The organism is Streptomyces sp. SX-6, from assembly GCF_059089585.1.
This window is the reverse complement of record NZ_JBTHHU010000014.1, coordinates 160,206-185,291: the sequence shown is the minus strand read 5'-3', so window position 1 is coordinate 185,291 and position 25,086 is coordinate 160,206. Positions and strand designations below refer to the sequence as shown.

Annotated in this window: 20 protein-coding genes; 14 read left to right on the top strand and 6 right to left on the bottom strand. The window is 71.3% G+C overall.

Features of this window, described 5'->3' with window-relative positions; translation table 11 throughout:
* Positions 1-122: 122 nt before the first annotated feature.
* Together ACV530_RS19425 and ACV530_RS19420 are read right to left on the bottom strand one after the other, a co-directional pair.
* On the bottom strand, positions 123-578 hold the full coding sequence (locus ACV530_RS19425) for a lamin tail domain-containing protein (RefSeq protein ID WP_494333794.1): 456 nt from the start codon (positions 576-578) through the stop codon (positions 123-125).
* 50 nt (positions 579-628) lie between these two features.
* On the bottom strand, positions 629-1,501 hold the full coding sequence (locus ACV530_RS19420) for an MmyB family transcriptional regulator (RefSeq protein ID WP_494333793.1): 873 nt from the start codon (positions 1,499-1,501) through the stop codon (positions 629-631).
* A 156-nt stretch (positions 1,502-1,657) separates the two neighbouring features.
* On the opposite strand from ACV530_RS19420, the gene ACV530_RS19415 reads away from it, so the two are divergent.
* Complete coding sequence (locus ACV530_RS19415; RefSeq protein WP_494333792.1) at positions 1,658-2,059, top strand: GlcG/HbpS family heme-binding protein; 402 nt, start codon at positions 1,658-1,660, stop codon at positions 2,057-2,059.
* 42 nt (positions 2,060-2,101) lie between these two features.
* A complete protein-coding gene (locus ACV530_RS19410; RefSeq protein WP_494333791.1) occupies positions 2,102-2,608 on the top strand; it encodes an O-acetyl-ADP-ribose deacetylase in 507 nt (168 codons plus the stop codon).
* Here the strand turns inward: ACV530_RS19410 and ACV530_RS19405 are convergent.
* The gene (locus ACV530_RS19405) at positions 2,581-3,798 is read right to left on the bottom strand and encodes an MFS transporter (protein ID WP_494333790.1); all 1,218 of its coding nucleotides are present in this window, start codon (positions 3,796-3,798) and stop codon (positions 2,581-2,583) included. The two genes, ACV530_RS19410 and ACV530_RS19405, sit on opposite strands and share 28 nt — an antisense overlap.
* Before the next feature lie 468 nt (positions 3,799-4,266).
* Between ACV530_RS19405 and ACV530_RS19400 the strand changes: the two genes are divergently transcribed.
* From ACV530_RS19400 to ACV530_RS19365, 8 genes are read left to right on the top strand one after another with little or no spacing between them, the layout of a single operon-like run.
* Complete coding sequence (locus tag ACV530_RS19400; RefSeq protein WP_494333789.1) at positions 4,267-7,566, top strand: amino acid adenylation domain-containing protein; 3,300 nt, start codon at positions 4,267-4,269, stop codon at positions 7,564-7,566.
* Between the two features lie 35 nt (positions 7,567-7,601).
* Positions 7,602-8,558: a fatty acid desaturase family protein gene (locus ACV530_RS19395; protein ID WP_494333788.1), complete on the top strand. Its 957-nt coding sequence runs from the start codon at positions 7,602-7,604 to the stop codon at positions 8,556-8,558.
* A gap of 29 nt (positions 8,559-8,587) precedes the next feature.
* Positions 8,588-9,247: an N-acyl amino acid synthase FeeM domain-containing protein gene (locus tag ACV530_RS19390; protein WP_494333787.1), complete on the top strand. Its 660-nt coding sequence runs from the start codon at positions 8,588-8,590 to the stop codon at positions 9,245-9,247.
* Positions 9,219-10,910 carry an aspartate aminotransferase family protein gene (locus ACV530_RS19385; protein WP_494333786.1) on the top strand — a complete coding sequence of 564 codons (1,692 nt, stop codon included), beginning with the start codon at positions 9,219-9,221 and terminating at the stop codon, positions 10,908-10,910. The genes ACV530_RS19390 and ACV530_RS19385 overlap by 29 nt, the downstream gene beginning before the upstream one ends.
* Entirely contained in the window at positions 10,907-12,385 is a 1,479-nt protein-coding gene (locus ACV530_RS19380) for an AMP-binding protein (protein WP_494333785.1), read from the top strand. Before ACV530_RS19385 ends, ACV530_RS19380 begins: the two co-directional genes overlap by 4 nt.
* On the top strand, positions 12,382-13,371 hold the full coding sequence (locus ACV530_RS19375; protein ID WP_494333784.1) for an amidohydrolase family protein: 990 nt from the start codon (positions 12,382-12,384) through the stop codon (positions 13,369-13,371). The genes ACV530_RS19380 and ACV530_RS19375 overlap by 4 nt, the downstream gene beginning before the upstream one ends.
* Entirely contained in the window at positions 13,361-13,609 is a 249-nt protein-coding gene (locus ACV530_RS19370) for a hypothetical protein (protein ID WP_494333783.1), read from the top strand. Before ACV530_RS19375 ends, ACV530_RS19370 begins: the two co-directional genes overlap by 11 nt.
* A complete protein-coding gene (locus ACV530_RS19365; RefSeq protein WP_494333782.1) occupies positions 13,606-14,556 on the top strand; it encodes an amidohydrolase family protein in 951 nt (316 codons plus the stop codon). The genes ACV530_RS19370 and ACV530_RS19365 overlap by 4 nt, the downstream gene beginning before the upstream one ends.
* Positions 14,557-14,573: 17 nt before the next feature.
* Here ACV530_RS19365 and ACV530_RS19360 read toward each other — a convergent pair whose 3' ends face one another.
* Positions 14,574-15,452 (bottom strand): phenylalanine 4-monooxygenase, encoded by an 879-nt coding sequence (locus ACV530_RS19360; protein WP_494333781.1) that lies wholly within the window; start codon positions 15,450-15,452, stop codon positions 14,574-14,576.
* 213 nt (positions 15,453-15,665) lie between these two features.
* Between ACV530_RS19360 and ACV530_RS19355 the strand changes: the two genes are divergently transcribed.
* On the top strand, positions 15,666-16,931 hold the full coding sequence (locus tag ACV530_RS19355) for a cytochrome P450 (RefSeq protein ID WP_494333780.1): 1,266 nt from the start codon (positions 15,666-15,668) through the stop codon (positions 16,929-16,931).
* Positions 16,891-17,745 (top strand): serine/threonine protein kinase, encoded by an 855-nt coding sequence (locus ACV530_RS19350; protein ID WP_494333779.1) that lies wholly within the window; start codon positions 16,891-16,893, stop codon positions 17,743-17,745. Before ACV530_RS19355 ends, ACV530_RS19350 begins: the two co-directional genes overlap by 41 nt.
* Here the strand turns inward: ACV530_RS19350 and ACV530_RS19345 are convergent.
* Positions 17,681-18,655 carry an aldo/keto reductase gene (locus ACV530_RS19345; protein WP_494333801.1) on the bottom strand — a complete coding sequence of 325 codons (975 nt, stop codon included), beginning with the start codon at positions 18,653-18,655 and terminating at the stop codon, positions 17,681-17,683. The two genes, ACV530_RS19350 and ACV530_RS19345, sit on opposite strands and share 65 nt — an antisense overlap.
* A 145-nt stretch (positions 18,656-18,800) precedes the next feature.
* Here ACV530_RS19345 and ACV530_RS19340 point away from each other — a divergent pair, with 145 nt between their 5' ends.
* The gene (locus ACV530_RS19340; RefSeq protein ID WP_494333778.1) at positions 18,801-22,805 is read left to right on the top strand and encodes a non-ribosomal peptide synthetase; all 4,005 of its coding nucleotides are present in this window, start codon (positions 18,801-18,803) and stop codon (positions 22,803-22,805) included.
* A 52-nt stretch (positions 22,806-22,857) separates the two neighbouring features.
* The gene (locus tag ACV530_RS19335) at positions 22,858-23,529 is read left to right on the top strand and encodes a flavin reductase family protein (RefSeq protein WP_494333777.1); all 672 of its coding nucleotides are present in this window, start codon (positions 22,858-22,860) and stop codon (positions 23,527-23,529) included.
* A 322-nt stretch (positions 23,530-23,851) separates the two neighbouring features.
* On the opposite strand, the gene ACV530_RS19330 is transcribed toward ACV530_RS19335, so the two are convergent.
* The gene (locus tag ACV530_RS19330; protein ID WP_494333776.1) at positions 23,852-24,688 is read right to left on the bottom strand and encodes an esterase/lipase family protein; all 837 of its coding nucleotides are present in this window, start codon (positions 24,686-24,688) and stop codon (positions 23,852-23,854) included.
* Between the last annotated feature and the right edge of the window lie 398 nt (positions 24,689-25,086).

The following is a 25,086-nucleotide window of genomic DNA, read 5'->3' as shown; positions in this document are numbered from 1 at the left end:
CTTCACCTGGACCAAGACCGCCGACGAGATCCTCAACTCCCTCGCCGACTACCTCACCAAGGTCGGTGCCGGCAGCCAGATAACCGAGCAGAACTAACCCTCAGGATTTCTGGCGCATCACACTAGCGGTGGCCGCGGCCCCAGGACTTGACGGCGGCGGTGGCGCCGTGGGCGTCACGGAGAGTGGCGGTGTCGCGGACGTTGTTCCACACGTACGCGCGGCGGTTCTGGTAGACGTCGCGGGCCGTGTCCTTGCCCTTGCCGGTGTGCACGCGCACCGACTTGTGGGCGGCCAGGCGCAGGTGGCCGAAGCGGTAGGTGTGACGGTTCTTGTCCGACAGCGCCCAGCCCGCGAGGTCCACCGTGCGCTTGCCGGTGTTGGTGACCGTCACCCACTCCGCGTTCAGGCTCCGGTTGGAGCGGTCGTCCTTGCCGGGGCTGTCGTACTGGATCGCGCCGAGGACGACGGCGCTGCGCGCCGGCTTCGCGGGCGCGGCAGCGGCGGGCAGTGCCGCCGCTGCCAGCAGCGAGGTGCCGACGGCGGCGGTGACAGTGAGGCGCGAGACGAGCGAGGACAAATCAGCCCACTTTCTTCGGGGAATCCCGGAACACCCTTCCGGAACATCACTCATATTCGATCATCCGTACAGGATTTGGCAAAGGGTTCACCATGTCTCCGGCCGGATGTGGCCGCCCATGCGCCGAGGATGCGCAGGCCGTCACCGGAGGGTGTGCCGGCGGGGGCGGTGTAGGTGACGAGCGTCTGACCGTCCGCCGCGTTGATGCGCAGGGCCTGCCAGTCGAGGTCGAGAGTTCCGGCGACGGGGTGGTGGAAACGCTTTTGGCCGGCGCCGACCGCGCGGACGTCGTGCCCCGCCCACCAGCGGCGGAAGTCGGCGTCGCGGAGGGACAGCTCCCCCACCAGCTCGGCCAGGCGCGGATCGTCCGGACTGTGGACCGCGTGCATGCGCAGACGGGCCACGGCCTCGGCGGCGACGGCCCGCCAGTCCGCGTACAGCTCGCGGACACGGGGGTCGAGGAAGACCAGCCGCACCAAATTGCGGTGGGCCGTGGGCAGTTCGGCGAAGTCGAGGAAGAGGCAGGCGGCCAGGCGGTTCCACGCGAGGACGTCGGTCCGGGCGCCCAGGACGAGGGCCGGGGTGTCCGGCATGGCGTCGAGGAGGTCGCGCACCGGGCCGCGGACCGACGCGTCGGCCTCCCGTGCCCGGACGGCGGGCTGCGCCAGCATCCGGAGGTACGCGTGCTCGTCGTCGGTCAGCCGCAGGGCACGCGCGAGCGCGGCCAGCAGTCCCGGGGAGGCGCCGGTGACACGGCCCTGCTCGAGGCGGATGTAGTGGTCGACGCTGACGTCGGCGAGCTGGGCGACCTCCTCGCGCCGCAGTCCGGGCACCCGGCGTGGGCGGCCCACGGCGGGGAGGCCGGCCTCCTCGGGGGACACGGCCGCACGCCTGCTCTTCAGGAAGTCACCGAGCTCACTCATGGGCGCAAGTCTCGCACCGGCATCCGAGGTGTTCCTGGGGGTCTTTTCCCCAGGAACACCTCTCCCCGGGCACAGGCGGGCCTGGTACGGCCGGGCGGCGCGGGACGACAGTGGCTCCGTACGCAGCCCCTGCTCCACCGAACCGGAGGAATTCCCATGACCGTTCTCACCCTTGCCGACGCCGAGCGCCTCGCCGACGCGGGCAGGTCCGCCGCCCGTCGGCTCGGGGTGGCGATGAACATCGCGGTCGTCGACGCCGGCGGCCACCTGCTGCACTTCTCGCGCATGGACGAGGCGTGGCTCGGTTCCGTGGACCTCGCGCTGAAGAAGGCCTCGACCTCCGTGCTCTTTCGTATGCCCAGCGCCGCGCTGGGCGAGATATCGCAGCCCGGCGGTCCGGTCTACGGCATCGAGTGGAGCAACGGCGGCCTGGTCTCCTTCGGCGGCGGCCTGCCGCTCCCCGACGCCGACGGGCGTGCCCTCGGTGCCGTGGGCGTCTCCGGAGGCTCGGCCGAGCAGGACGTCGCCGTCGCCGAGGCTTGTGTCCGGGCCCTGTGAAACCGGAGGGCACGCGCTCCGCGGACGGGCCACGATGACGCCATGGTCACCATCACCTTGGTCCGGGGCGACATCACACAGCAGCACGTCGACGCCATCGTCAACGCGGCGAACTCCTCGCTGCTCGGCGGCGGTGGCGTCGACGGCGCCATCCACCGCGCAGGTGGTCCTGAGATCCTTGCCGCCTGCCGCGACCTGCGCGCCTCGCAGTACGGCAAGGGCCTGCCCACGGGCCGGGCGGTGGCCACGACGGCGGGCCGGCTTCCGGCCCGGTGGGTCATCCACACGGTCGGCCCACGATTCACCCACGAGGAGGATCGCTCGGAGTTGCTTGCTTCGTGCTACCGGGAGTCGCTTCGGGTCGCCGACGAGCTCGGCGCACGGACTGTCGCCTTCCCGGCGATCTCCACCGGCATCTACGGCTGGCCGATGGACGACGGCGCGCGCATCGCGGTGGAGGCGGTGCGCGCGGCGGACACGGCGGTGGAGGAGGTCCGCTTCGTCCTCTTCGACGAGCGTGCCTACGCGGCGTTCGCCGAACTGGTCTGAGGCGTGCCGTCCCCGGCGTGCGAGGCGGCCGGGGCGGGGAGCAGGTATTCACCGGCCAGGACGGCCAGCGCGGCGACGGTCAGCAGGCCGCCGACGAGGAAGGTGCCGCGCACCTCGAGCGCGGGCAGGGCCATCCCGCCGATCAGGGCACCGGCGGCCACGCCCACGTTGAAGGCCGCGGAGTTCGAGGCGAGCGCCACTTCGGTGCGGCCCGGTGCGACGTTGAGCACCCGGCTCTGGCTCGCCATGAAGACCGGGGGCGCCGAGATGCCCAGCAGGGCCAGCATCGCGATGGCGACCGCCTGGTTGCCGCCCCCGGCCGAGAGCCCGACCAGGGCCACGGCCTGCACGGCGACCGGGACGGCGAGCGCCGCCCGGGGCCGGCTGTCCAGGAACGGGCCGGTGAGGCTGACCCCGGCCACGCCCGCGGCGCCGAAGACGCCCAGCATGGCGCTCACCGAGCTGTCGGAGAATCCGCTGACGTCGTTGAGGAACTTCACGATGTAGGTGAAGCCCACGAACATCCCGGTGACCGACAGGGCGGTGCAGGCCAGCACGATGAGGAACCGGTGCTTGTCCGGTGCCGTGCCGAAGGCGCCGTGCCCCTCCTCGGGTCGCGTGGTCGGCAGCAGGACGGCGATCGCGACCAGCGCGAAGAGCCCGAACGCGCTGAGGACCACGAACGGGAGCCGCCAGCCCTCCTGTTGGCCCAGCCAGGTGCCGGCCGGTACGCCCAGCACCGTGGCGAGCGCTCCGCCGACGGACATCGCGGCGATGACGCGTCCGCGTACCTCCTTGGCGAACAGCCCGACCGCCACCGGTGCCTGCACCGCCCAGAACAGCGCCTGGCACACGGCGGTCACCACGCGGGCGCCCAGCAGCAGCCAGTAGGACGACCCCATGACGGAGACCCAGGTCGCCAGGCACAGCACCAGGAGCAGGGCGGACAGCACATGGCGGCGCGGGATCCGCCGGGTCGCGTGGGCGATCGGCACCGAGACGGCGGCCACCGTGAGGCCGTAGCCGGTGACGAGGTAGCCGACGGACGGCACGGAGACGTCCAGGTCCGACGAGATCAGCTTGAGCAGCCCGATGGGCAGGTTCTCGGTGGTGTTGAAGGCGAAGGCGGCGAGGATGAGCCCCGCGACGACGGTGACCCTCCGCCAGGTGTCGGAACGCACGAACGTCATCCGTCCTCTCGCCAACCGGCTGCGGATTACGCCCGGTTGATTCCGTTGGTGAATTCGCCGCTATCGGTCGGCGGACGAACCGGAAGTCGCCTCACGGAATATACGCGCTGTTCGATCTCCCAGAAGAGGCCGAACGGATCTCGGCCGGATTTCGTCCCCCGGCCCGGGAACCGGACGGCCGTCCGCGACTCTGCGCAACCGGGCACCGGCCATTTGCCGAGTGGCGCCACGCTGGGTCAGCGCACTCCGGCCGTACGACCGGCCGGATCCCGCCGGAGCCGCTGCGGCACAAAGATTATGACGCGGCATCAAATCCACACAGTCGCACCGAAACCAATGCGACCGACATCCAGTCACCGCCAAATCGACGAAATCCGAGGCGAGTTGACGACAACTCGGGTAGCGGCTCGTGAGCACAAAGTCATCTCTTGACATGTCGTGGTGCACGAGGGAAGTATCGCCGCGTTCATGTGTTCGAGATTTTCGACCCCTACCAGGGTCGGCAGGCCCGTCACCACTTCCCCCGAGTCCTCGCCGTCTCACCGGACTTCCTGTCAGTCCCCGCCCGGCCGGACCGAAACTTCCCTCCAGCGACCCTGGCAGCGCGTTGTCGGTGATTGTCCGTATCGGTTCTCCTCATCGGAAGGACGAACGTTGCTCGAGCCCGGCGTAGCGGAATGGCCTTTGCTTTCCGCGCAGTTGCGTACGTGGATGGCCCAATCATCCGATCTGGGCGATCCGACCTTTTCCATCAGTGACTGCCTGGACATTCACGGTCCGGTGGATCCCGCGCTCATGCGGGAGGCGGACGAGCGCGTGCAGCGGGAGGCCGAGGCGCTGCGGCTGCGGCTCGTCGCCACCGAGGACGGCTACCGGCAGTATCTCGCGCCCGTCGACGAACTCCCGCTGATCCAGCTGGACTTCAGCTCCGACCCCGATCCACGGGCCGCGGCCGACGCCTGGATCCGCTCCGACATGGAACGACCGGCCGATCCCCTGCGCCTGTGCACGGCGGCCCTGATCAAGACGGCAGCCGACCGCTCCACCCTCTACCGCAGGGTCCACCACGCCGTCCTGGACGGCTGGAGCCTCGCGCTCGTCCACAACCGCACCGCCGCGGTCTACACGGCGCTGGCCAAGGGCACGTCCTGCGATGACGGAGCGCTTCCCCCTTTCCGTCTGCTCCTGGAGAGCGAGGCGCAGTACGCGGAGTCGAAGCGGTTCGCCGCCGACCGCGCGTACTGGCTGGAGCGGTTCGCGCAGCGGCCCGATCCCGCGCAGCTGACCGGCCGGTGGTCGGCCCGCAGCCGGGTCGCCCACCGCCGCCGGGCGGAGCTCGGCGCGGAGCGGCTGGTGCGGATGCGCCGGGCGGCCGAGCGGCTCGGCGTCGGCTGGCCGGACCTGGCCACCGGGATCGCCGCCGCGTACGTGGGCAGGATGACGGGCGCCCCCGAGGCCGTCCTCAGCATCCCGACCCCGGCCAGGCTGAGTCCGCAGGTGCGCAACGTGCCGGGCATGACGACGAACGCCGTACCCGTGCGCGTCCCGGTGGAACCGGGCGTCCCTCTCGCCGACTTCGTCCGGCAGGTGGTGGGCGAGTTACGGCAGGCAAACCTGCACTCGCGCTACCCCTCGGCCGAACTGGCCCGCGAACTGGGCCTGTTGGGCACCGGGCGCCGTCTGTACGGCCAGGTGGTCAACGTCATGGCCTTCGACTACGCGCTGGACTTCGCCGGATCCGCCGCGACCGTGCGCACCGTCTCGCTCTCGCCCGCGGACGACCTGGCGATGACCTTCTACCGGACATCCGGGTACGACGACATGGAGCTCATCGTCGACGCGCACCCCGATCTCCACGGCCCGGAGGAGACCGAGGCGCACCTCGCGCGTCTGCTCCTCCTCATCGACTCGGTCACGGAAGCGGCGGCTGACACGCCCGTCGACGAGCTTCCGCTGGTCGGTCCGGAGGAACGGGAGCGGCTCCTGGCCCAGGGGGCGGGGCCGGTTCACGAGATCCCGGACACCACGATGCACGGGCTGGTGGAGTCCTGGGCGGCCCGTACGCCCCAGGCGCCGGCGGTCGAGTTCGAGGACACGGTCCTCAGCTTCACGGATCTCAACGAGCGGGCCAACCGGCTGGCCCGGCACCTGATGTCCCAGGGCGCCGGGCCGGGCCGGGTGGTGGCCTTCTCGCTGCCCCGCTCCCCCGAACTGCACATCGCCGCGCTCGCGGTGCTCAAGACGGGTGCCGCGTTCCTGCCGCTGGACCCGTCCTATCCGGTCTCCCGGCTCTCCTTCATGGTCACCGACGCCAAGCCGGAACTGGTGCTGCTGCACTCGGCGACCGCGGCCCTGGCCACGGAACTCGACGCGCGGTGCCTGGTGCTGGACCACGGGGAGGTCGCCGCGGCGCTGGAGGCCCTGCCGGGCGGCGATCCGGCCGTGGAGGTCGGTCCCGGTGACCCCGCCTACGTCATCTACACCTCCGGTTCGACCGGCGTGCCCAAGGGCGTGGTGGTCCGGCACTCGGGGGTGGTCAACCTGACGGCGGCGATGGTGGACCGGCTGGGCTCGGGGCCCGGCACCCGCACCCTGCAGTTCGCCTCCTCCAGCTTCGACGCGTTCGTCGGCGAGATGACGCAGTGCGTGCTGAACGGCGGCACCGCGGTGTCCGCTCCCGCCGAGCGGCTGGCCCCCGGCCCCGAACTGCTGCGGCTGGTGGTCGAGAAGCAGGTGAACGACCTGGTGCTGCCCCCGTCGGTGCTGGAGGTCATGGCGCCCGGCGAGTGGCCTGCGGGTACCACGATCTCGGTGGTCGGCGAGGCCAGTTCGCCGACCGTGATCGAGCGGTGGGCGCCGGTGTGCCGGCTCATCAACGGCTACGGGCCCACCGAGGCCACCGTCTCCACCGCGATGAGCACCCAACTGTCGCCCGACGATGCCTCGGCCCCGCCGATCGGCAAGCCGCTGCGTAACGTCCGGGTGTACGTGCTCGACGCGCACCGCAGGCTCGTACCGGCCGGTGCCGTGGGCGAGTTGTACGTGGGCGGCGCCGGTGTGACGCTCGGCTATCTCGGCCGGGAGTCCCTGACCGCCGAGCGGTTCGTCGAGGACCCGTTCGGCCCGCCCGGTGCCCGGATGTACCGCACCGGTGACCTGGTGCGCTGGGCGGACGGCGAGCTCACGTTCCTCGGGCGCAACGACGACCAGGTCAAGATCCGGGGCTTCCGGATCGAGCTGGGCGAGGTCGAGGCCGCGCTGGTCCGCTCCCCCGGCGTGGCGAGGGCCGCCGCGACGGTACGGGAGGACCGGCCGGGCGACAAGCAGTTGGTGGCGTACGTCGTCGCCGCGCCCGGTGCGCGCGTCGATCCGGCGCGGCTGCGCACCCGGCTGGCCGCCGGGCTGCCGGCCCACTTCGTCCCGAGCCTGATCGTCCAGGTCGACGATCTGCCCAGGACGGCCAACGGCAAGCTCGACCGCAAGGCCCTGCCCGCGCCGCTGCCCGCCGCGACGGCGGCGCACCGCCGGCAGCCGGGCACCGATCTGGAGCGCGAACTGGCCGCTCTGTTCACCAAGATCCTCGGCGTCGAGGAGTTGGGCGTCGACGACAGCTTCTTCGACCTGGGCGGTCACTCGCTCTCGGCGACGCGGCTGCTCGGCCGGATCCGCAAGCAGACCGGCGTCGACCTGAGCGTCCGTGAGCTTTTCGAGTCGCCCACGGTGGCGGGCCTCGCGCAGCGCGTCGATGCCGTCCTGTCGAAGAACTGAGTTCCCGGCAACCGCCGAGAAGGGAGGGACCACCGATGGAATCCCGTCCGAGCGAGACGACCGTGCCCGCGTCGCAGCCGGCCGTGGGGGCGGCGGAGCTCCGTGCCTCGCTGAAACATCTGCGGACGGACATCCGCGGCAGAGTCTTCGCGTTCAAGCTCGTGGTGTGCGCGGCGATCACCGCCACCGGTGTGGTGCTGGTGTGCCGGCCCGAGTTGGGGGCGAAGGCCGCCGGCGTGGTGCTGATCGGCTGCATGTACGCGCACGCCGCCGAGTTGCAGCACGAGACGCTGCACAACCTGGCGTTCCGGGGACGGCGCGCCAATGTGGTCGCGGGGACGGCGCTGGGCATGCCGATGCTCATCTCGTTCGCCTCCTACCGCACCGCGCATCTGCGTCATCACCGGTACCTGGGCACGCCGTTGAACCGTGAGTTCTTCGACTACGGGGACCAGTACGGCAGGGAGAACGAGCGCTCCAAAGGGGCGGCGGCGCTCGACTGGCTGACCAGGTTCACCATGTTCCACCACTACCAGCTGTTCCTCGCGAACCTGGTCCGTGCCCTGCGCGGAGCGGACTTCGAGGGGGAGACGGCCACCGTCTCGCGCCGTATCCGGCGTGACCACATCCTCATCCTGGCCACGGCGGTCGTGCTGACCGCGCTGTCCGTGGCGCTGGGCAGCGCGCTGGTGCTGTGGGTCTGGCTGCTGCCGCTGCTCCTGGTCGCGGCCCCCGTGCACGCCCTGATCGAACTGCCCGAGCACCACCGCTGCGAGACGCTGAACGAGGACCCGTTCGCCAACACCCGCACCATCCGGTCGAACCGGCTGATGATGTGGTTCACCAACGGCAACAACTACCACGTCGAGCACCACGTGATGCCCAATCTGCCGATCGAGCGGCTGCCCGACCTGCACACCGAGATCCGGGGCAGGATCCGCTACTTCCACACCGGCTACTTCGACTACTTCCGCAAGCTGATCTTCAAGTGAACCGTGAACCGCACGGACGGGAGCCGACGGTGAACACAGTCAACTTCCGCGTGGCGCAGTCTCCGGCCGAACTGGCCGACGTACTGCGGCTGCGCGACGCGGTGTACGTCCAGGACCAGGGCCGTCTCGCGGACGCCACGGACACGGCCGAGACCTTCGACCGCTTCGACGCGCACGCCGAGTACATCCTCGCGTACGCCGGACCGGAGGCGGTCGGGACGGTGAAGGTCGTGCCGGACTCGGCGGCGGGCCTGCCCTGTGACGACGTGGTGGACCTCGCCGGACTGCGGGCGACGGGACGCCTGGTGGAGTTCGGCCATCTCATGACGCTGCCTCACGTGCGCGGGCGGGAGATCGGGATGGCGCTGATGCGCGAGGCGCTGGTGCACAGCGTGGCCGTACACGGTGCGACCCATGTCCTCGGCGACTTCTTCGCCGAGGAGGGGGGCGGCGGCCTGCGGGGCTTCTACCGGGACATCGGCTTCGTCGCCCTGCACGAGCCGTACCGGGACGTGCGGTTCCAGGGGGCGCCGCCGAGCGTGGTGGGGATGCTGGACGTCCTGTCCGCCGCCGCGCGGGTACGCACCGCGGCGGAGGCCGGCAACCGGCTGCTGCAGTACTTCTTCCACGACTACGACGACTACGCGAAGGGGCGCCGGGTTGCGAACACTCCGTCAGGAACTCGCTGAGTCCAAGGCCGCGCACAACCATCCCACCTACGCGAAGATGGCGTTCGTCATGGGGTGCGGGGTCCAGGGCACGGGCTCCGGAAGCAACGTGCGGGACGAGAAGGGCCGTTCGCACCTCGCCCTGTTCGACCAGTACGGCAACCAGTCGTTCGGGTACTCCAACGAACGGATCGTGGCGGCGCTGCGGGACCAGCTCGACAGCGGGGTCCTCAACAGCACCAAGATCATGTTCGAGGAGGTGCAGATCCGCCTCACCGAGCGGCTCGCCGAACTCACCGGCAACCGGCTGCCGTTCGCCTATCTGGCGAACGGCGGCGGCGAGACGATCGACAACGCCCTCAAGCTCGCCCGCGCCACGACCGGCCGTCCCAAGTTCATCAGTGCCCGCGGCTGTTTCCACGGCAAGACGTTCGCGACGCTGAGCGCCTCGGCCCGCCCCGAGCACGTGGCCCGGTTCGGCCCGATGCTGGAGCGCTTCGAGCTGGTCGACTTCGGCGACCTCGCGCAGCTGGCCGAGGCGCTCGACGACGAGACGGCGGCCGTGCTGCTGGAGCCCGTCCAGGCCGAGGCGGGGGTGATCGTCCCGGACCCGGACTACCTGCGGGAGGTCCGGCGGCTGTGCGACGAGCACGGGGCACTGCTGATCCTCGACGAGATGCAGACGGCCTTCGGCCGGTGCGGCACGTTCTTCGCCCACGAGCGCTTCGGCGTCACCCCTGATCTCATCTGCATCGGCAAGGCGTTCGGGGGCGGCATGCTGCCGATCTCGGCGGTGCTGGGCACCGAGGCGGTGTGGGAGACCCTGCGGGCTCTGCCCTCGACCTTCGGGTCCAGCCTGGGCGGCAACCCGCTGTCGTGCCGGGCGGGTCTGGAGTCGATCGCCATCGCCACCGACCCGGAGTTCCTCGCCGGGGTGGGCGAGCGGGCGGCGGTCATCGAGGAGCGGCTGGCGAAGGCGGCCGGGCGCTTCCCTCAACTGATCGCGGCGCACCGGGGACTGGGCATGATGCACGGCCTCGAGTTCCACGACGACGCGACCGCGGGGGTGGTGCTCGGAGGGCTGCTGGCCAAGGGTGTGACCTCGACCTACTCGCTGTACAACACGCGGGTGCTGCGGGTCCAGCCGCCCATGGTGATCCCGGAGGCCGACCTCGGCCACGGGCTGGACGTGCTCGACGCCGTGCTGGCCGAGGCCGCGCACGGCGCCTCCGGCGGAGTGCGGGGCGACGCGGTCGGCTCCCCACTCAGCCGTACCGTACGGCTCCCCCACCGGCCGGAGACGGTGCTGGCGGCGCTGCGCGAACGGCCGCATCTGCTGGACCCGTTCGCGGCGGAGCCCGACGCCCTGCCCGGGACCGGGCCCGACTTCGCGGGGACGCTCGGCCACGACGACGTCGTGTGGACCGACCGCACCCGGCAGCTGGAGCAGGGCGTCGTGCTGCGCGCCGAGCCGTGCTGGCTGTGGGCCTCGCTGGAACGCTCGGTGACGGTCCGGCCGGCGCGGGACGGCGCCGGGTCCGAGCTGACGGTCGACATCGCCTGGGACACCGGCAGCGGCGGCTACGAGTCCATGCTCGGCGGACGGATCGGGTTCTTCGTCGCGGAGCGGCTCGACGAGCTCGTCACGGCTCTGGAGAAGACTTTGGAAGGGGAGCAGGCATGAACTTCGAGGAACTCGCCGCCCGTTACCGCGAGCACGACGCGGCGCTGGTGGTGGAGATCGACGCGGGGGGGGCCCGCCGCGAGGTGACGCAGCGTCAGCTGCATGCGCTGGCGGCGGAGCGTGCCGGGCAGTTGACCGCCGCGGGGGTGCGGGCGGGCCATGTCGTGGGCATCCGTGCGAAGAACGGCATCGACTGGGTGGCCTGGGACCTCGCGGCCGTGAACACCGGTGCCGTGCTCAAGGCGTTCGCGGACGACACCCCGGTGGAGGACCCGGGCGCGTTCCTCGCCCGGCACGGCCTGGCGCTGCTGATCACGGACGCCGAGGGCGCGGCGTCCCACCCCGCGGTGGTGGCCCCGGACGGGGTGCCGGGGGCGGACGTGGTGCTCGCCACGGCTCCCCGCGGCGAGCCGGGCGACCTGCACAGCCTGGTGTTCTCCTCCGGGACGTCCGGCCGGCTGAAGGGGCTGAACGTCAGCCGCAAGGGCACCGAGTACGTCATCAACCGGTTCATCGAGTCCTTCGGCATCACCGCGCGGGACCGGCACCTGATCTTCCTGCCGCTGGCCAACTACCAGCAGCGGCTGTCCCTTTACTGCTGCCTGTGGACCGGTGCGGATCTGGTGCTCGCGCCGTACCAGCGGGTCTTCGCCGCGGTCAGGTCCGAGCGGCCGACCTTCCTGATCGCCCCGCCGGTGTTCTACGACACCGTCCTCCAGCTGGCCCGCAAGAGCCCCGAGGGCTCGCTCGCGCAGCTGCTGGGCGGCGCCATCCGCTTCATGATCACCGGCATGGCGCCGATCCGGCGCGAGACCCTCGACGCGTACTGGGCCGACGGTGTACGGCTGCTCGAGGCGTACGGCATGACCGAGTCCGGGATGATCGCCTGGAACACGCCGGAGGACCACCGGAACGGCACCGTGGGCCGGCTGATCGACCCGGACGCGGTGACCTTCCTGCCCGACGGCGAGCTGCTGATCCGCCGCCCGGCGCCGCTCAGCGGCAGCTACTTCGACACCGGCGGCGCGGAGGACGACACCTACCGGCCCGACGGCACCATCGTGACCGGCGACTACGGGGTCCTGGACGCGGACGGCTATCTCACCCTGCTGGGCCGCAAGAAGGACGTGATCGCGCTCGGCAGCGGGCGCAAGGTGCACCCCGCCGAGATCGAGTCCTTCTTCGCGGGCGTCGAGTCGGTCGCCGAGCTGGTCGTGGTGCCGACCCCGCAGTCGCAGCGGCTCGGGGCGATCGTCACCCCGGTCGTCCCGGGCGACGAGGGCGCGAAAGCCGTGATCCGCAAGCGGATCGAGGAGGTCAACGAGACGCTCGAGGCGCACCAGCGCGTGATGTCGCTGGTCTTCGCCGAGCAGCCGCTGCGCTCCGACCCCCGGTTCATGACGGCCAACATGAAGCTGAGCCGACCGCTGGCCGCGGCGCACTTCGCCGAGGCCGTGAAGGCGCAGGAGGCATGACGGACGCAGGAGGCATGACGGACACGGCGCCGCCCCGGATCGTCGACGCCCAGGTCAACCTGGCCAGCGAGCTGGCGATTCCGCGTGCCTTCATCGAGCACCAGGCGGCCAACGCCTTCCACCGGCTGGCCGCCTACGGACACCCGGTCACCGAGGAGAAGCTGACCGAGCGCACCCTGGCGCTCTATCAGGACGACGACGGCGACCGGCTGGTGCGGGAGATGGACGCCGCCGGTGTCGAGCAGGCGTTCCTGCTGGCGGCGGACTTCTCGCACGCGGCGAAGTGCGCGCTGTCGCCGCCGGAACTCGCGGCGCACCACGACCGGGTGAGCCGCCGTCATCCCGGCCGGTTCAAGGTGTTCTGGGGCGTGGATCCCCGGGCCGGGCAGGACGGCATCGACCTCTTCGAACGGTGCGTCGACGACTACGGGTTCGCGGGGATGAAGCTGTACCCGCCGTGCGGGTACTCGCCGAGCGACCGCCGGCTGTACCCGTACTTCGAGGTCTGCGCGCGGCGCGGGCTGCCGGTGATCAGCCACAGCGGGCCCGGCTGGGGGCCGCTGGACTTCGGCTACGGCGAGCCGTTGCTGATCGACCGGGCGGCCCGGGACTTCCCGGGGGTGGACTTCGTCATCGGGCACGGCGGGGTCACGCACGTCGACGAGGCGACGTACCTGTGCGCGCACCGCCCCAATGTGTACCTGGACATCAGCCAGTTCCACGCGGTGCTCAGCGCGGACGGGTGGCAGGCGCATCTCAACCGGCTCTTCCGGACGGGCATCGAGCACAAGATCCTCTTCGGGACCTGCTGGCCGTCGTACCGCATGTCCCAGTCGCTCACAGGGCTGGTCCGTGAATTCACCGCGGGCTCGGCCGTGTTCGACGGGGTCAGGGAATCGGCACAGCGAATGATCATGAGTGGCAACAGTCTCCGACTGGTCTCGGACCAGTCCGCGCAAAGGACGGGAACGGCACATGGCCATTGACATCACCGCGCTCGAGAAGGACCTGGTGGACTGGGTCACGCAATGGAACGAGAAGGAGACGGAAACCACGGTCGCCCCGGACACGGAACTGAGCGCGACGGGCCTTCTCGATTCCATGGCGCTGATCGGCCTGGTGTCCTATCTGGAGGAACGGGCGGACGTCTCCTTCGATTTCGGGTCGTTCGACCCGCACAGCGGTGTCACCGTCCGCGGTCTCATAGGGCACTGCGTCGGATGACCGTCTACGACGGGCACTGCCATGTGGCGTCCACCCGTTTCATCCCCCGGGAATTCCTGGGGGACGTCGCCCGCAACGTCCACCGCCGGCTGCGGGCCCATGGCACGGCCCCGGCGGTGGACCGGCTCCTGGACGGCTACGCCACACAGCACAGCGACCACCAGGCCGACCGGCTGGTGGCCGAGATGGACCGGGCCGGGGTGGACCGGGCGGTCCTGATGGTGCCGGACTTCGGCCTGCGGATGGACTGCCCGCTGCCGATGGAGGAGATGGCGCGGCTGCACCACGAGATCCGGCTGCGCCATCCGGGCCGGTTCTGGGTGTACATCGGGGCGGATCCCCAGCGGGGGCCCGAGGGGGTCGAGTCCTTCGAGCGGATCCTCGACACCTACGGCTTCGACGGCCTGAAGCTCTATCCCCCCTGCGGCTACTCCCCCTCGGACCGGGAGCTGTACCCGTACTACGAGGTGTGCGCGGCGCGGGAGTTGCCGGTGTTCGTCCATACCGGGCCGACGGCCGGCAGCCTGGAGTACGGTCCGGCGCATCCGCTGCGCATCGACCAGGCGGCCCGGGACTTCCCGTCGGTCGACTTCGTGCTGGGGCACGCGGGGCTGACGCACGTCGACACGGCGGGGTATCTGGCCGCCCACCGCCCGAACGTCTATCTGGACATCGGCGGGTTCGCGAGCACCCCGACGATCGCCGACTGGCCGGGTCATCTGAACCGGCTGTTCCGGCTGGGCATCAACCACAAGATCATCTTCGGTACGGACTGGCCGCTGGGCCGGCTGTCGGGCGGCCTCGAGCGCTCGGTCGGCGAGATCGTCGACGGCGCCACGGTCTTCGCCGGGGTCGGGCGGCAGGACCGTGAACTCCTGCTGCACGGCAACCTCCTGCGGGTCCTCGCCCCGGCCAGCAGACCGCCGGACGCGGGCGGGGGCCGGTGACGGCCCCCGCCCCGCCGTCAGGCCGCGACGAGCGGGCTCCCGTCGGTCACGCCCTCGAGGAACGTCCCGAGGGCGTCCTCGAGGTGGTCGAAGGAGTCGGCGCAGAAGAGCACCGGCTGGTACTCCTCCACCAGGTAGCCCAGGTGCGCCATGGCCGGGATGTCGAGCGGCCTGATCTCGGCGGCGTCCCGGAACTGCTCCAGCTCTGCGCAGGAGGACAGCAGGCTGGCCCCGCAGGCCTTGATCTCGCCGTCCTCCCGCACGAGGCCGTACTCCAGCGTGAACCAGAAGACGCTGGAGACGAGCGACACGGCCTCGCGGGAGGTCAGCCGGCGCACGGTACGGCCGAGCAGTTCGTAGAGCGCGGCCAGCCGCTTGTTCGCCAAGTGGCTTCCGTGGCCGACCACTTCGTGGATCATGTCGGGCTCCGGCGAGAAGCGCGGCATGGAGGAGTGGCGGATGTACTGGGTGGCCTGGAAGCGGCGGTCGGCCAGCGAGCCGTAGAAGTCGCGGACCTCCACCAGGCCGGCGGCCGGGCTGAAGCAGAAGCCGGTGGCCTCCCCGATCGCGGCGGAGGCCTCGCCCAGCTGCGGCAGCCTGTCGGCCGGCAGGGCGAGGCGCTCGCTGCCGGCGAGGAACTCCCGGCACGCGTACCGCCGGTGCTTCTCGGCCAGCTCGGCGCCGATCAGCCGCCAGGTCGCGTGCTCGTCCTCCGTGTACGCGATGTCGGGGACCGGCCGGCCGAGGACGTACCGCAGCGCGGCGTCGGCTATGCGGGCGCGGTGCTCCTGGTACCGCCGGTCGCGGTACCCCGGGTGGTCCTCGGAGAACAGCACGGAAACAACCCCGTTGTCGTTCCTGATGACGGGGGAATAAAGGGTGGCTTCTTCGAACACCAGAGATTCCTTTCGTCGCCGCCCAGAAATGCCGCCGCCGCCACGGCGGTCCGGACCCCCGCGAATTTCTCGTGGCCCCCTCGTGGCGGTCCCGGCGGCCATACGCGGAAATGATAGCCAGCCGCCCCAGGGGCGTCATCCTCGAGCAATACAGGTTCGGATTACGGGATTTACTCCGGAAATCCAGGAGAATCACGCCCCGGAGAGGAAACAGTGAACGAGCGAAACCCCCGCTGGACGGCCGGTGGAACACACACCGACCTCGCCGACCCGTACTTCCACACCGCCCCGCACCACCTCGAGGTGTGGCGCGAGGCACGCGGCAGGCATCCCGTCGCCTGGACCGAGTCCGAGCGGACGGGAGGATTCTGGTCGGTCACCACGCATGCCGAGGGCAGTCAAGTACTCAGGGACGGGCGGGCCTTCGTCTCCGGGCTGGGCATGCGCCTGGGCAGCGACCCGCGCGGAGTGGCCGCCGCCTCGGGCCGGATGCTCGTGGTCTCCGACGGCGCGGACCACCGGCGGCTGCGCTCGGCCCACCAGTCCTGGTTCAACGGCCGGGCCGTCGCCGCGCTCGCCCCGCTCCTGCGCCACCGCCTGGATGAACGCCTGCCCGAACTCCTCGCCCGGGGCGGGACGTTCGACGTGGTCGCCGAGCTGGCGGTGCGCATACCGACCTGGGTGCTCTTCCAGATGATGGAGATCCCCGAGGAGGACCGGCCCTCCCTGGAGCAGGTCATGTCCAGGGCCTTCGACGACGCCGACGAGAGCCCCGCGGGGGCGGCCGACCGCACCGCGGCGCACACCGAGATCTTCGGGTACTTCGCGGACCTGCTCGACGAGCGCCGCGCGTGCCCGGGCCACGACATCGTGACGTCGCTCGCGAAAGCGACAGCCTCCGACGACGAAGTCCTGCTCAACTGCGACGGGTTGATGAACGGCGGCCTGGAGACCACGCCGCACGCGGTGTCCGGCGCCGTGCTCGCCCTCGGCCGGCGGCCGGACGTCTGGCGGCGGTTGCGCGAGGACCCGGGGCTGCTCGGCACGGCGGTGGAGGAGGTGCTGCGCTGGACCTCGCCGGCGCTGCACGCCATGCGCACCGCGGCCGAGGACACCACGCTGGGAGACGCCCGCATCCGTGCGGGGGACCGGGTGGTGGTCTGGCTCCCGTCCTGCAACCGCGACGAGCGGGTGTTCACCGACCCGGACGCCTTCCTGGTCGACCGCCGGCCCAATCCGCATCTGGGCTTCGGCGGCGGCCCCCACTACTGCATCGGCTCGGCCCTGGCCCGGACCGAGGTCCGCTGTCTGCTGGAGGCCCTGCTGCGGCACGTGGAATCGATCGAGGTGGCCGGTGACGCGCCGCTGCGCCCGTCCAACTTCCTGCGCGGGCTGGAGAGTCTGGAGGTCGGCATGACGCCGAGGAAGGGAGGCGACCGTGAGCACGGGCCCGTACGGTCTGCGCGTTGCCCCGTCTGACCGTCCCGGTGACGGACCGCTGGAGGTCCGGCCCGGCCGGACGGTGACCTTCGGCCGGGGCGCGCAGGGCGATCCGGTGGACGTTCCGCTCGACGACCCCGCGGGGGAAGCGGTGGCCGGCCGTATCCGGGCCACGGACGGCTTCTGGCTGATCACCAACCTGAGCCGGACGCGCACCTATGTGGTGGAGAACGGCGCGGGCGGCGGGGAGTACCTGAGGGTGCCGCCCGGCCGGCTGGAGATGCCCGTCCCGTTCACCCGTGCCCGGGTGCTGCTGCCTTCCGCGGACGGCCTGCTCTCGCTGGCCGTCACCGCGCCGGACCCCGTCTACCTGGACGCCCCGGCTCCGCCTGACTGCCGGGACGACCACATGGCACGGGCCTTCTCGCTGGACTGCATGGCGAAGTACTTCCTGGTCCTGGTCGCCCTGTGCGAACCCCGGCTGGGGGACGCCTCGAACCCGGCCATCCCGGGCACCCGGGAGATCGTCGAGCGGCTGCGCGGCCTGGACTCCTGCCGGTCGATCACGCAGGCCGCGGTCAACTTCCACATCGACTACCTGGCCCGCCGCAAGCTGCGGGTCAGGGACCAGCCGGTGCCCGGCACCGGGCGGCGGGTCAACTGGCAGCGCGAGGCGGTGGTGTCCACCGCGCTGCGCTTCGGCGTGGTCCGCGACGAGCACCTGGCGCTGCTGGGCCGCCCGGGCCCGGCGGGCTCCACCCGGGCCCGGCCGCGCCCGGGCGGTACGGTCACCAGGCGTACGCCTCCGGCGCCGGGCCCCCCGGACCGGGGAAGATCGCGTCGAGCTCCTTGAGCCGGCCGTCGTCGAGGGTGACGTTCAAGGCCCGTACGGCGCTCTCGAGTTGTGCGACCGTGCGCGGCCCGACGACCGGTGCGGTCACCCCGGGCCGGTGCAGGAGCCAGGCGAGGCCGACCGAGGCCGGGTCCTCGCCGATTCCGGCGCACCAGTCCTCGTAGGCCGCTATCCGCTCGCGGTGCTGTTCCAGCAGCCGGCGGGTCTTGGGCTCCGTGCTGCGGCCCGCGCCCTCGCCGCGCCGGAGCACTCCGGCCAGCAGCCCGCCCTGGAGCGGGCTGTACGGAAGCAGGCCGATGCCGTACTCCTGACACGCGGGCAGCACTTCGAGCTCGACGGTGCGCTCGAGGAGGTTGTAGACGGACTGCTCGCTGGCCAGGCCCCGCGAGCCGCGCCGGCGTGCCGTCTCCTGGGCCCGGGCGAGGTGCCAGCCGGCGAAGTTGGAGGAGCCGGCGTAGACCACCTTGCCCTGGGAGACGAGGAGTTCGACGGCCTCCCAGGTCTCCTCCCAGGGAGTGGTGCGGTCGACGTGGTGCAGCTGGAACAGGTCGAGGTGGTCGGTCCGCAGGCGGCGCAGGGATGCCTCGCAGGCCCGGCGGATGTGCACGGCGGACAGCCGTGCGGAGTTGGGTGTACGGCCCATCGGGCCGTACACCTTGGTGGCCAGGACGATCCGGTCGCGGCGCGTCCCGTCGGCGGCGAGCCAGCGGCCGATGATCTGCTCGGTGATGCCCTCGCCGAGCTTCCATCCGTAGATGTCGGCGGTGTCGAAGAAGTTGATCCCCAGCTCGAGTGCCCGGCTCATGATGGCGTGGGCCTCTTCCTCGGGCGTCTGCGGACCGAAGTTCATGGTCCCCAGCGCCAGACGGCTCACCTGTACTCCCGAACTGCCCAGGTTCCGGTACCTCACGGGCACGGCTGCCTCCCACGGCGTGTTGGTCGAAACGGTGTTGGTTAAAAACCTGGCGACCCTACCTCCGGCATCACCAGACCCACCAGACCCACCATGGCCCTGTTGACAGCCGAAATTCCATGAGAACAGGATCACTTGAGAGATGACTGAGAAGCAGGGGGCAGATGTGGCAGGCGTTTCGAACGATCTCACCCCAGCGCGCCCGCGTCCGGCAGCACTGCCGCTGTCGTTCGCCCAGCGCCGGCTGTGGTTCCTGCACCAGCTGGAGGGCCCGAGCGCCACCTACAACCTTCCGCTGGTGGTACGCCTGCGCGGCGACCTCGACCGGGAGGCCCTCGGTGCCGCGGTCCACGACCTGATCACCCGTCACGAAGCGTTGCGCACGCGCTGCCGCGAGCTCGGGGGCGAGCCGGTGCAGGAGGTCCTTCCGCCCGAACAGGCCCATGTACCGGTGGAGTTCACCGACTGCGGACCGGGCGGGGCCGAGGAGACGGTGTCCGCCCTGCTCTCCCGCGCGATCGACATCTCCTGCGAACCGCCCCTGAGGGTCACGGTGGTGCGCACGGGGCCCGCGGAGCAGATCCTGGTGCTGCTGATCCACCACATCGCGGGCGACGGCTGGTCGATGGGACCGCTCGGCGAGGACCTCGCCGAGGCGTACTCCGCACGCAGAGCCGGGCGCGCGCCCGGCTGGGCGCCCCTTCCCGTGCAGTACGCGGACTACGCGCTCTGGCAGCGGGAGGTGCTCGGCAGCGAGCGGGATCCCGGCAGCCGCCTGTCGTCCCAACTCGCCTTCTGGCGCGAGGCACTGGCCGGGATACCGGAGGAGCTTTCGCTGCCGGCGGACCGCGTCCGTCCCGCTGCCGCCTCGCACCGGGGCGGCAGCATCCCGTTCCGGCTGGACGCCTGGACGCACGAGGACCTCCAGGAGCTGGCCCGCACACACCGGGCCACCGTGTTCATGGTGCTGCACGCGGCGCTGGCCGCGCTGCTGACGCGGGTGGGGTGCGGTACGGACATCCCCCTGGGCACCGCGGTCGCCGGCCGCCAGGACGAGGCGCTGGAGGGCCTGGTCGGGTTCTTCGTCAACACCCTTGTCCTGCGCACCGACACCTCGGGGGCGCCGTCCTTCGCCGAGCTCCTGGAGCGGGTGCGGGATGCGGACCTGGCCGCGTACGAGCACCAGGACCTGCCCTTCGAGCTGCTGGTGGAGCATCTGCAGCCCACGCGGACGCTCTCGCGGCACCCGCTGTGCCAGGTGTTCCTCTCGCTCACCGCCGGTGGTCCTCCCGAGGTGCGGCTGGAGGGGCTGCAGAGCCTCCCCCAGGCCGCGTCCACGGGCACGGCCAAGTTCGACCTGACCCTCTATCTGAGCGAGCGGTTCGACGCCGACGGCATCCCCGCGGGCATCGGCGGCGCCCTGGAGTACAACGCGGACCTGTTCGACCGGGCGAGCGCCGCGGATCTCGCGGCACGGCTGGCCCGGCTGCTGGAGGCCGTCGCGGCCGACCCGGAGCAGCCCGTCGACCGTATCGACCTGCTCGGCCCGGACGAGCGGCACCGGCTGCTCACCGAGTGGAACGACACCGCCCGTCCGCTGCCGGAGGCGACCCTCACCGAATTGATAGAGCGTCAGGTCCAGGAGTCACCGGAGCGTGCCGCCGTGCTCTTCGGCGACACGGTGCTGACCTATGCGGAGCTGAACTCCCGCGCCAACCGGCTGGCTAGGGAGCTGCTGGCACGGGGCGCCGGTCCGGAGCGCTGTGTGGCCCTCATGCTCACGCGCTCCGAGCAGTTGCCGGTGGTGGTGCTCGCCGTGCTCAAGACCGGTGCCGCGTATCTGCCGCTCGCCCCCGACATCCCACCGGACCGTCTCGCCTTCGTCCTCGACGACACCCGGCCGGCGCTGCTGCTGGCCGACGCGGGCACCGCGGGCGCGCTGCCGCCCGAGCCGCCGACAGAGGTTGTCCTGCTCGACGACCCGGGCACCGCCGCGCGGACAGCCGCCCGCAGCGACGAGGACCTCGGCGGGCCGGTTCTCCCGGACACGGCCGCGTACGTCATCTACACCTCGGGCTCGACCGGGCGGCCGAAGGGCGTCGTCCTCACCCGGGAGAACCTGCTGAACGTCCTCATGGAGATAAAGGAGCGGTTCCCGCTCGCGCCCGGGGAGCGGATGCTCGCGGTCACCACCCTCGCGTTCGACGTCGCCGAGGTGGACATGTACCTCACACTGCTCGCCGGGGCCACCCTGGTCGTCGCCCCCGGCGAGGCCGTCCGCGATCCCGCCGCGCTGGGCGCGCTCGTACGCCGCCACTCGGTCACCCTCGTCCAAGGCACGCCCGCGCTCTGGGAGATGGTGCGCGCGACGGACCCCGAGGCCGTCCGGGGGCTGCGCCTGCTGATCGGCGGCGAGGCCCTGCCGGCCGCGCTGGCCACCGCGCTCACCGGGCACGGTGCCGACGTCACCAATGGGTACGGCCCCTCGGAGACGGCCGTCTACGCGGTGTGCGCGCATCTGACGGAGCCCCTCACGGGGCCGCCGCCGATCGGCCGGCCGGTGGCCAACACCCGGCTGTTCGTGCTGGACGAGCGCCTCCAGCCGGTGCCGGCGGGCACGCCCGGCGAGCTGTACATCGCCGGCACCGGGGTCGGCAGGGGCTATCTCAACCGGCCCGTGCTGACCGCCGAGCGGTTCGTGGCCTGCCCGTTCGGACGGCCCGGCGAGCGGATGTACCGCACCGGGGACATCGTGCGGCAGGCCCGTGACGGGCAGTTGTTCTTCCTGGGACGGACCGACCACCAGGTGAAGATCCGCGGGTTCCGGATCGAGCCGGGCGAGACCGAGTCCGTGCTGGCCGAGGACCCCGAGGTCGACCGCGCCGTCGTGGTGACCCGCCCGGACCCGTCGGGGGACGGCCTCCGGCTGGTCGGCTATCTCGTGCCCCGCCCGCAACTCCCGGGCTCCGGGCCGGACATCGCGGCGATCCGGGCCCGGCTGGCCCGGCGGCTGCCGGAGTACATGGTGCCGTCGGCCCTGGTCGTCGTCGACGCCCTGCCGCTGACCCCCAACGGCAAGCTCGACCGCGCCGCGCTGCCCGAGCCGGAGGCCGCCGCGCCGGCCCCGGTCACCCGGTCGCGCTCCCCCCGCGAAGAGGTCCTGTCCCAGCTGTTCGCCGAGGTCCTGGGCGTGCCCGCGGTCGGCCCCGACGACGGCTTCTTCGACCTGGGCGGGCACTCCATGCTGGCCGTCCGCCTGGCGGGCCGCGTCCGGGAGGTCCTGGGGAACGACATCGGCGTACGGGCGGTCTTCGACAGCCCGACCGTGGCCCGGCTGGAGCGGCGGCTGGCGCAGGGCGGGGCGGACGACGGCCTCGGCCATGTCCTGGCCTTCCGCGGCGAGGGCGACCGCGTACCGGTGTTCCTGGTGCCCGCGGTCAACGGACTGGGCTGGTGCTATTCGGCGTTGCCGATCCATGTGCCGGCGGGTCACCCGGTGTACGCCCTGCAGGACCCCCGGCTCGTCCGGGGCCCCGTGACCCCGCTCCCGGTGCACGATCTCGCGGCCCATTTCGTGAAGCGGATCCGGGAGATCCGGGCGGAGGGGCCGTACGTCCTCGCCGGCTGGTCGTTCGGCGGCGTGGTCGCGCAGCAGATCGCGGCCGAACTCCGGGCGCAGGGCGAGGAGGTGGCACTGCTCGTCCTCTTCGACTCCTACCCGGGCAACCCCGGCGCCGGTGCGCCCGGCATCGCGGAGGTCCTGCACCTGGCGCTGGGCGGCGTGACCGACCCGGCCTGGACGGGCCCGTCCCGCCCGGACGTGGCGGAGATCGCCCAGGTGCTGCGGGAGGCCGGGAACTCGCTGGGGTCGCTGGAGGAGCGGGTGATCGTGGACCTCGTCACGGTGGCCGAGGAGAACCTCGCCGCCATGGCGCGGCACCGGCCGCAGCCCTTCGACGGGCCGGTGCTGTTCTTCGACGCCGCCGCGGAGCAGGACTCCCCCGGTTCGGGCTCGGAGGCGTGGGGCCCGTTCCTCACCGGCGAGTTCGAGACGCACGGGGTGGAGGCGACGCACATGGACATCGTGGGGAGGGAGGCTCTGTGGGAGGCGGGGCCGGTACTGGCCACGCGGCTGCGGGAGTTGTGACGACGTCCGATGACCGCCGGTCCCCGGCGGTCATCGCGGCGAGACTGCCCTCATGACGACCATCGAACCGAACATCCTCTACTTCGGCACCCCCGTGGTGCTGATCTCGACCTTGAACGAGGACGGCCGGCCCAATCTGGCTCCCATGTCCTCGGCCTTCTGGCTCGGCTGGCGGGCCGTTCTGGGGCTGGGCCGCCGGTCGAAGACGGCGGAGAACATGCTGCGCACCCGCGAGTGCGTGCTGAATCTGCCGTCCGACGCTCTCGCCCCGGCGGTCGACCGGCTCGCGCTGACCACCGGGTCGGACCCGGTGCCGCCGCGCAAGCGCGAGCGCGGCTATCGGCACGAGGCGGACAAGTTCGGCCGGGCCGGGCTCACGCCCGTCGCCTCGGAGACGGTGGCACCGCCCAGGGCGGCCGAGTGTCCGGTCGCCCTGGAGGCGGTCGTCGAGGCGGTGCATCCGGTCGGCGAGGACGACGAGCGGCAGCGCGGCGCGATCGCGGCCTTCGAGGTCCGGGTCCAGCGAGTGCATGCGCACGAGGACATCCGGCTGAAGGGGACGGACGACCATATCGACCCCGATGCCTGGCGGCCGTTGATCATGAGCTTCCAGAAGCTCTACGGACTCGGGCCGCAGGTGCATCCCTCGACCCTCGCACGCATCCCGGAACGGCTCTACCGCAGCCCGGACGTCGACCGCGCACAGGAGATCGCCGTGCGCTGACCCCCGCCCTGCACCGCCCCTGGGGCCCCGGGTAAGCTCGCCAAGCGCCTCGGATGCGAGGCGAGTTGTGGTGACCTGGTAGTAACCGCGGGCATCGGCGACGACGGGGGCAGGCATCTCCAGCACCATGGCCGAACAAGGACAACCCGGACCGCCAGGTGCGGTTGAGTTTCCTGGGGTGAACCAGGGCGTTGAAGACCATCCAGAATGGCGGCCGCCAGATCTTCACGGGACTGGAGGGCTGAGTCGGCCGCCTTGCTTTCCGGCATCCTCCGGCGGCCGACTGACGATCGAGATCGGCCAAGGCGGACCTTCGGTGGAATCAGAAGGCGGGCGCCCTCGGCACACAGGGAGCCGCCGGGGCTGAGGGGTCCAGGGCCCGCTTGACCAGTCCGATCGCACGCGGGCTGTACGACATGCTCAGATGGGCGGAGAAGTCGACGAAGCAGCCCTCCTGCAAGGTGATGTTGTGCACCGTTGCTCCGGGGCCCGCCGTCATGAACGTGCTCTGCCAGGGGGTGGTGATCTCGTCGTACTTCGTGCCGATCACGGTGTAGTCGATCCCGGGAACGGTGTCCCCGTCGGCGTTGAGCTCCTTGATGAAGTCGGATTTCTTGTACTGCTGGATGCCCGCCTTCCCCAAGAGCTTCTCCCCGGGGCCCAGCATGTGGAGCATGTCGGCGAGAGTCTCGATGCCGCTTATGGTGGTGCCGTGGTTGGTCGCACCGAGTTGGACGACCTTCTTGACCTTGTTCTTCGAGGGGTCGGTCGGGTTCGCGCCTCCGTCGGCCTTGAGATACCAGCGGGCCAGGGTCCCGCCCTGGGAGTGGCCGACGAGGTCCACCTGGCCGGAGCCGCTGGCAGCGAGCACCTTGTCCACGAAGGCGGCCAGCTCCTTGGAGGACTTCCTGATGTCTCCGTAACCCTTGACGGTGGGAGCGAGAGCCACTCCGGCGTCGTCGGTGTCGCCGTAGTCGAGGGCGTAGACGCAGTAGCCCTGGGCCTTCAACTCGGGGGACATCCGGGCCCAGTTGTTGTAGCGGTTCTCGTAGGTCCCGTGCACCAGGACGACCGGACGCGGGTGGGCGGCGCCGGGACGGCAGTTCCAGTCATTGGCGCCCGGCGGATCGATGTCGAGGTGGAGGATGGAATGGACCATAGCGGGAAGGAAATTGCCCTGCTCAGGGCCGGTCTCCGCAGCCGCGGACGTGGAGGTGGCCAAGACCGTCGCCGCGGCGGTGGCACAGACGGCGGTGACATATTTCGGTATGTGCAAGACGGCTCCTGAGAAGTGTGGAACTCGGGCCACGCGCGATGTTTCACATGGGTGCCGACCGAGGAGGGAACCTCGGGCGACCTCCTCCGACGTCCCCACCGGATGACGCACCGTCAGACCCCGGCCCTGGTAACGCCCGAGGAGAATCCCGGACCGTCGGCCGCGTACCCCGGGTAACTTTCCGGGCCCCCAGTATGCACGCGAGGCGGGAGGGACTGAAGGGAGAAAGCACAAACCTCAAAGGGGGTAGGTGGGGCTGCCGACAAAGCCCCTCTCCGGGG

What these genes read in the sequence shown, in the direction of transcription:
- ACV530_RS19420 (WP_494333793.1), bottom strand. Translation starts at nt 1,501, where the DNA reads ATGAGTGAGCTCGGTGACTTCCTGAAGAGCAGGCGTGCGGCCGTGTCC.
- ACV530_RS19415 (WP_494333792.1), top strand. Translation starts at nt 1,658, where the DNA reads ATGACCGTTCTCACCCTTGCCGACGCCGAGCGCCTCGCCGACGCGGGC.
- ACV530_RS19410 (WP_494333791.1), top strand. Translation starts at nt 2,102, where the DNA reads ATGGTCACCATCACCTTGGTCCGGGGCGACATCACACAGCAGCACGTC.
- ACV530_RS19405 (WP_494333790.1), bottom strand. Translation starts at nt 3,798, where the DNA reads ATGACGTTCGTGCGTTCCGACACCTGGCGGAGGGTCACCGTCGTCGCG.
- ACV530_RS19400 (WP_494333789.1), top strand. Translation starts at nt 4,267, where the DNA reads ATGTGTTCGAGATTTTCGACCCCTACCAGGGTCGGCAGGCCCGTCACC.
- ACV530_RS19395 (WP_494333788.1), top strand. Translation starts at nt 7,602, where the DNA reads ATGGAATCCCGTCCGAGCGAGACGACCGTGCCCGCGTCGCAGCCGGCC.
- ACV530_RS19380 (WP_494333785.1), top strand. Translation starts at nt 10,907, where the DNA reads ATGAACTTCGAGGAACTCGCCGCCCGTTACCGCGAGCACGACGCGGCG.
- ACV530_RS19375 (WP_494333784.1), top strand. Translation starts at nt 12,382, where the DNA reads ATGACGGACGCAGGAGGCATGACGGACACGGCGCCGCCCCGGATCGTC.
- ACV530_RS19370 (WP_494333783.1), top strand. Translation starts at nt 13,361, where the DNA reads ATGGCCATTGACATCACCGCGCTCGAGAAGGACCTGGTGGACTGGGTC.
- ACV530_RS19365 (WP_494333782.1), top strand. Translation starts at nt 13,606, where the DNA reads ATGACCGTCTACGACGGGCACTGCCATGTGGCGTCCACCCGTTTCATC.
- ACV530_RS19340 (WP_494333778.1), top strand. Translation starts at nt 18,801, where the DNA reads ATGACTGAGAAGCAGGGGGCAGATGTGGCAGGCGTTTCGAACGATCTC.
- ACV530_RS19335 (WP_494333777.1), top strand. Translation starts at nt 22,858, where the DNA reads ATGACGACCATCGAACCGAACATCCTCTACTTCGGCACCCCCGTGGTG.
- ACV530_RS19330 (WP_494333776.1), bottom strand. Translation starts at nt 24,688, where the DNA reads ATGGTCCATTCCATCCTCCACCTCGACATCGATCCGCCGGGCGCCAAT.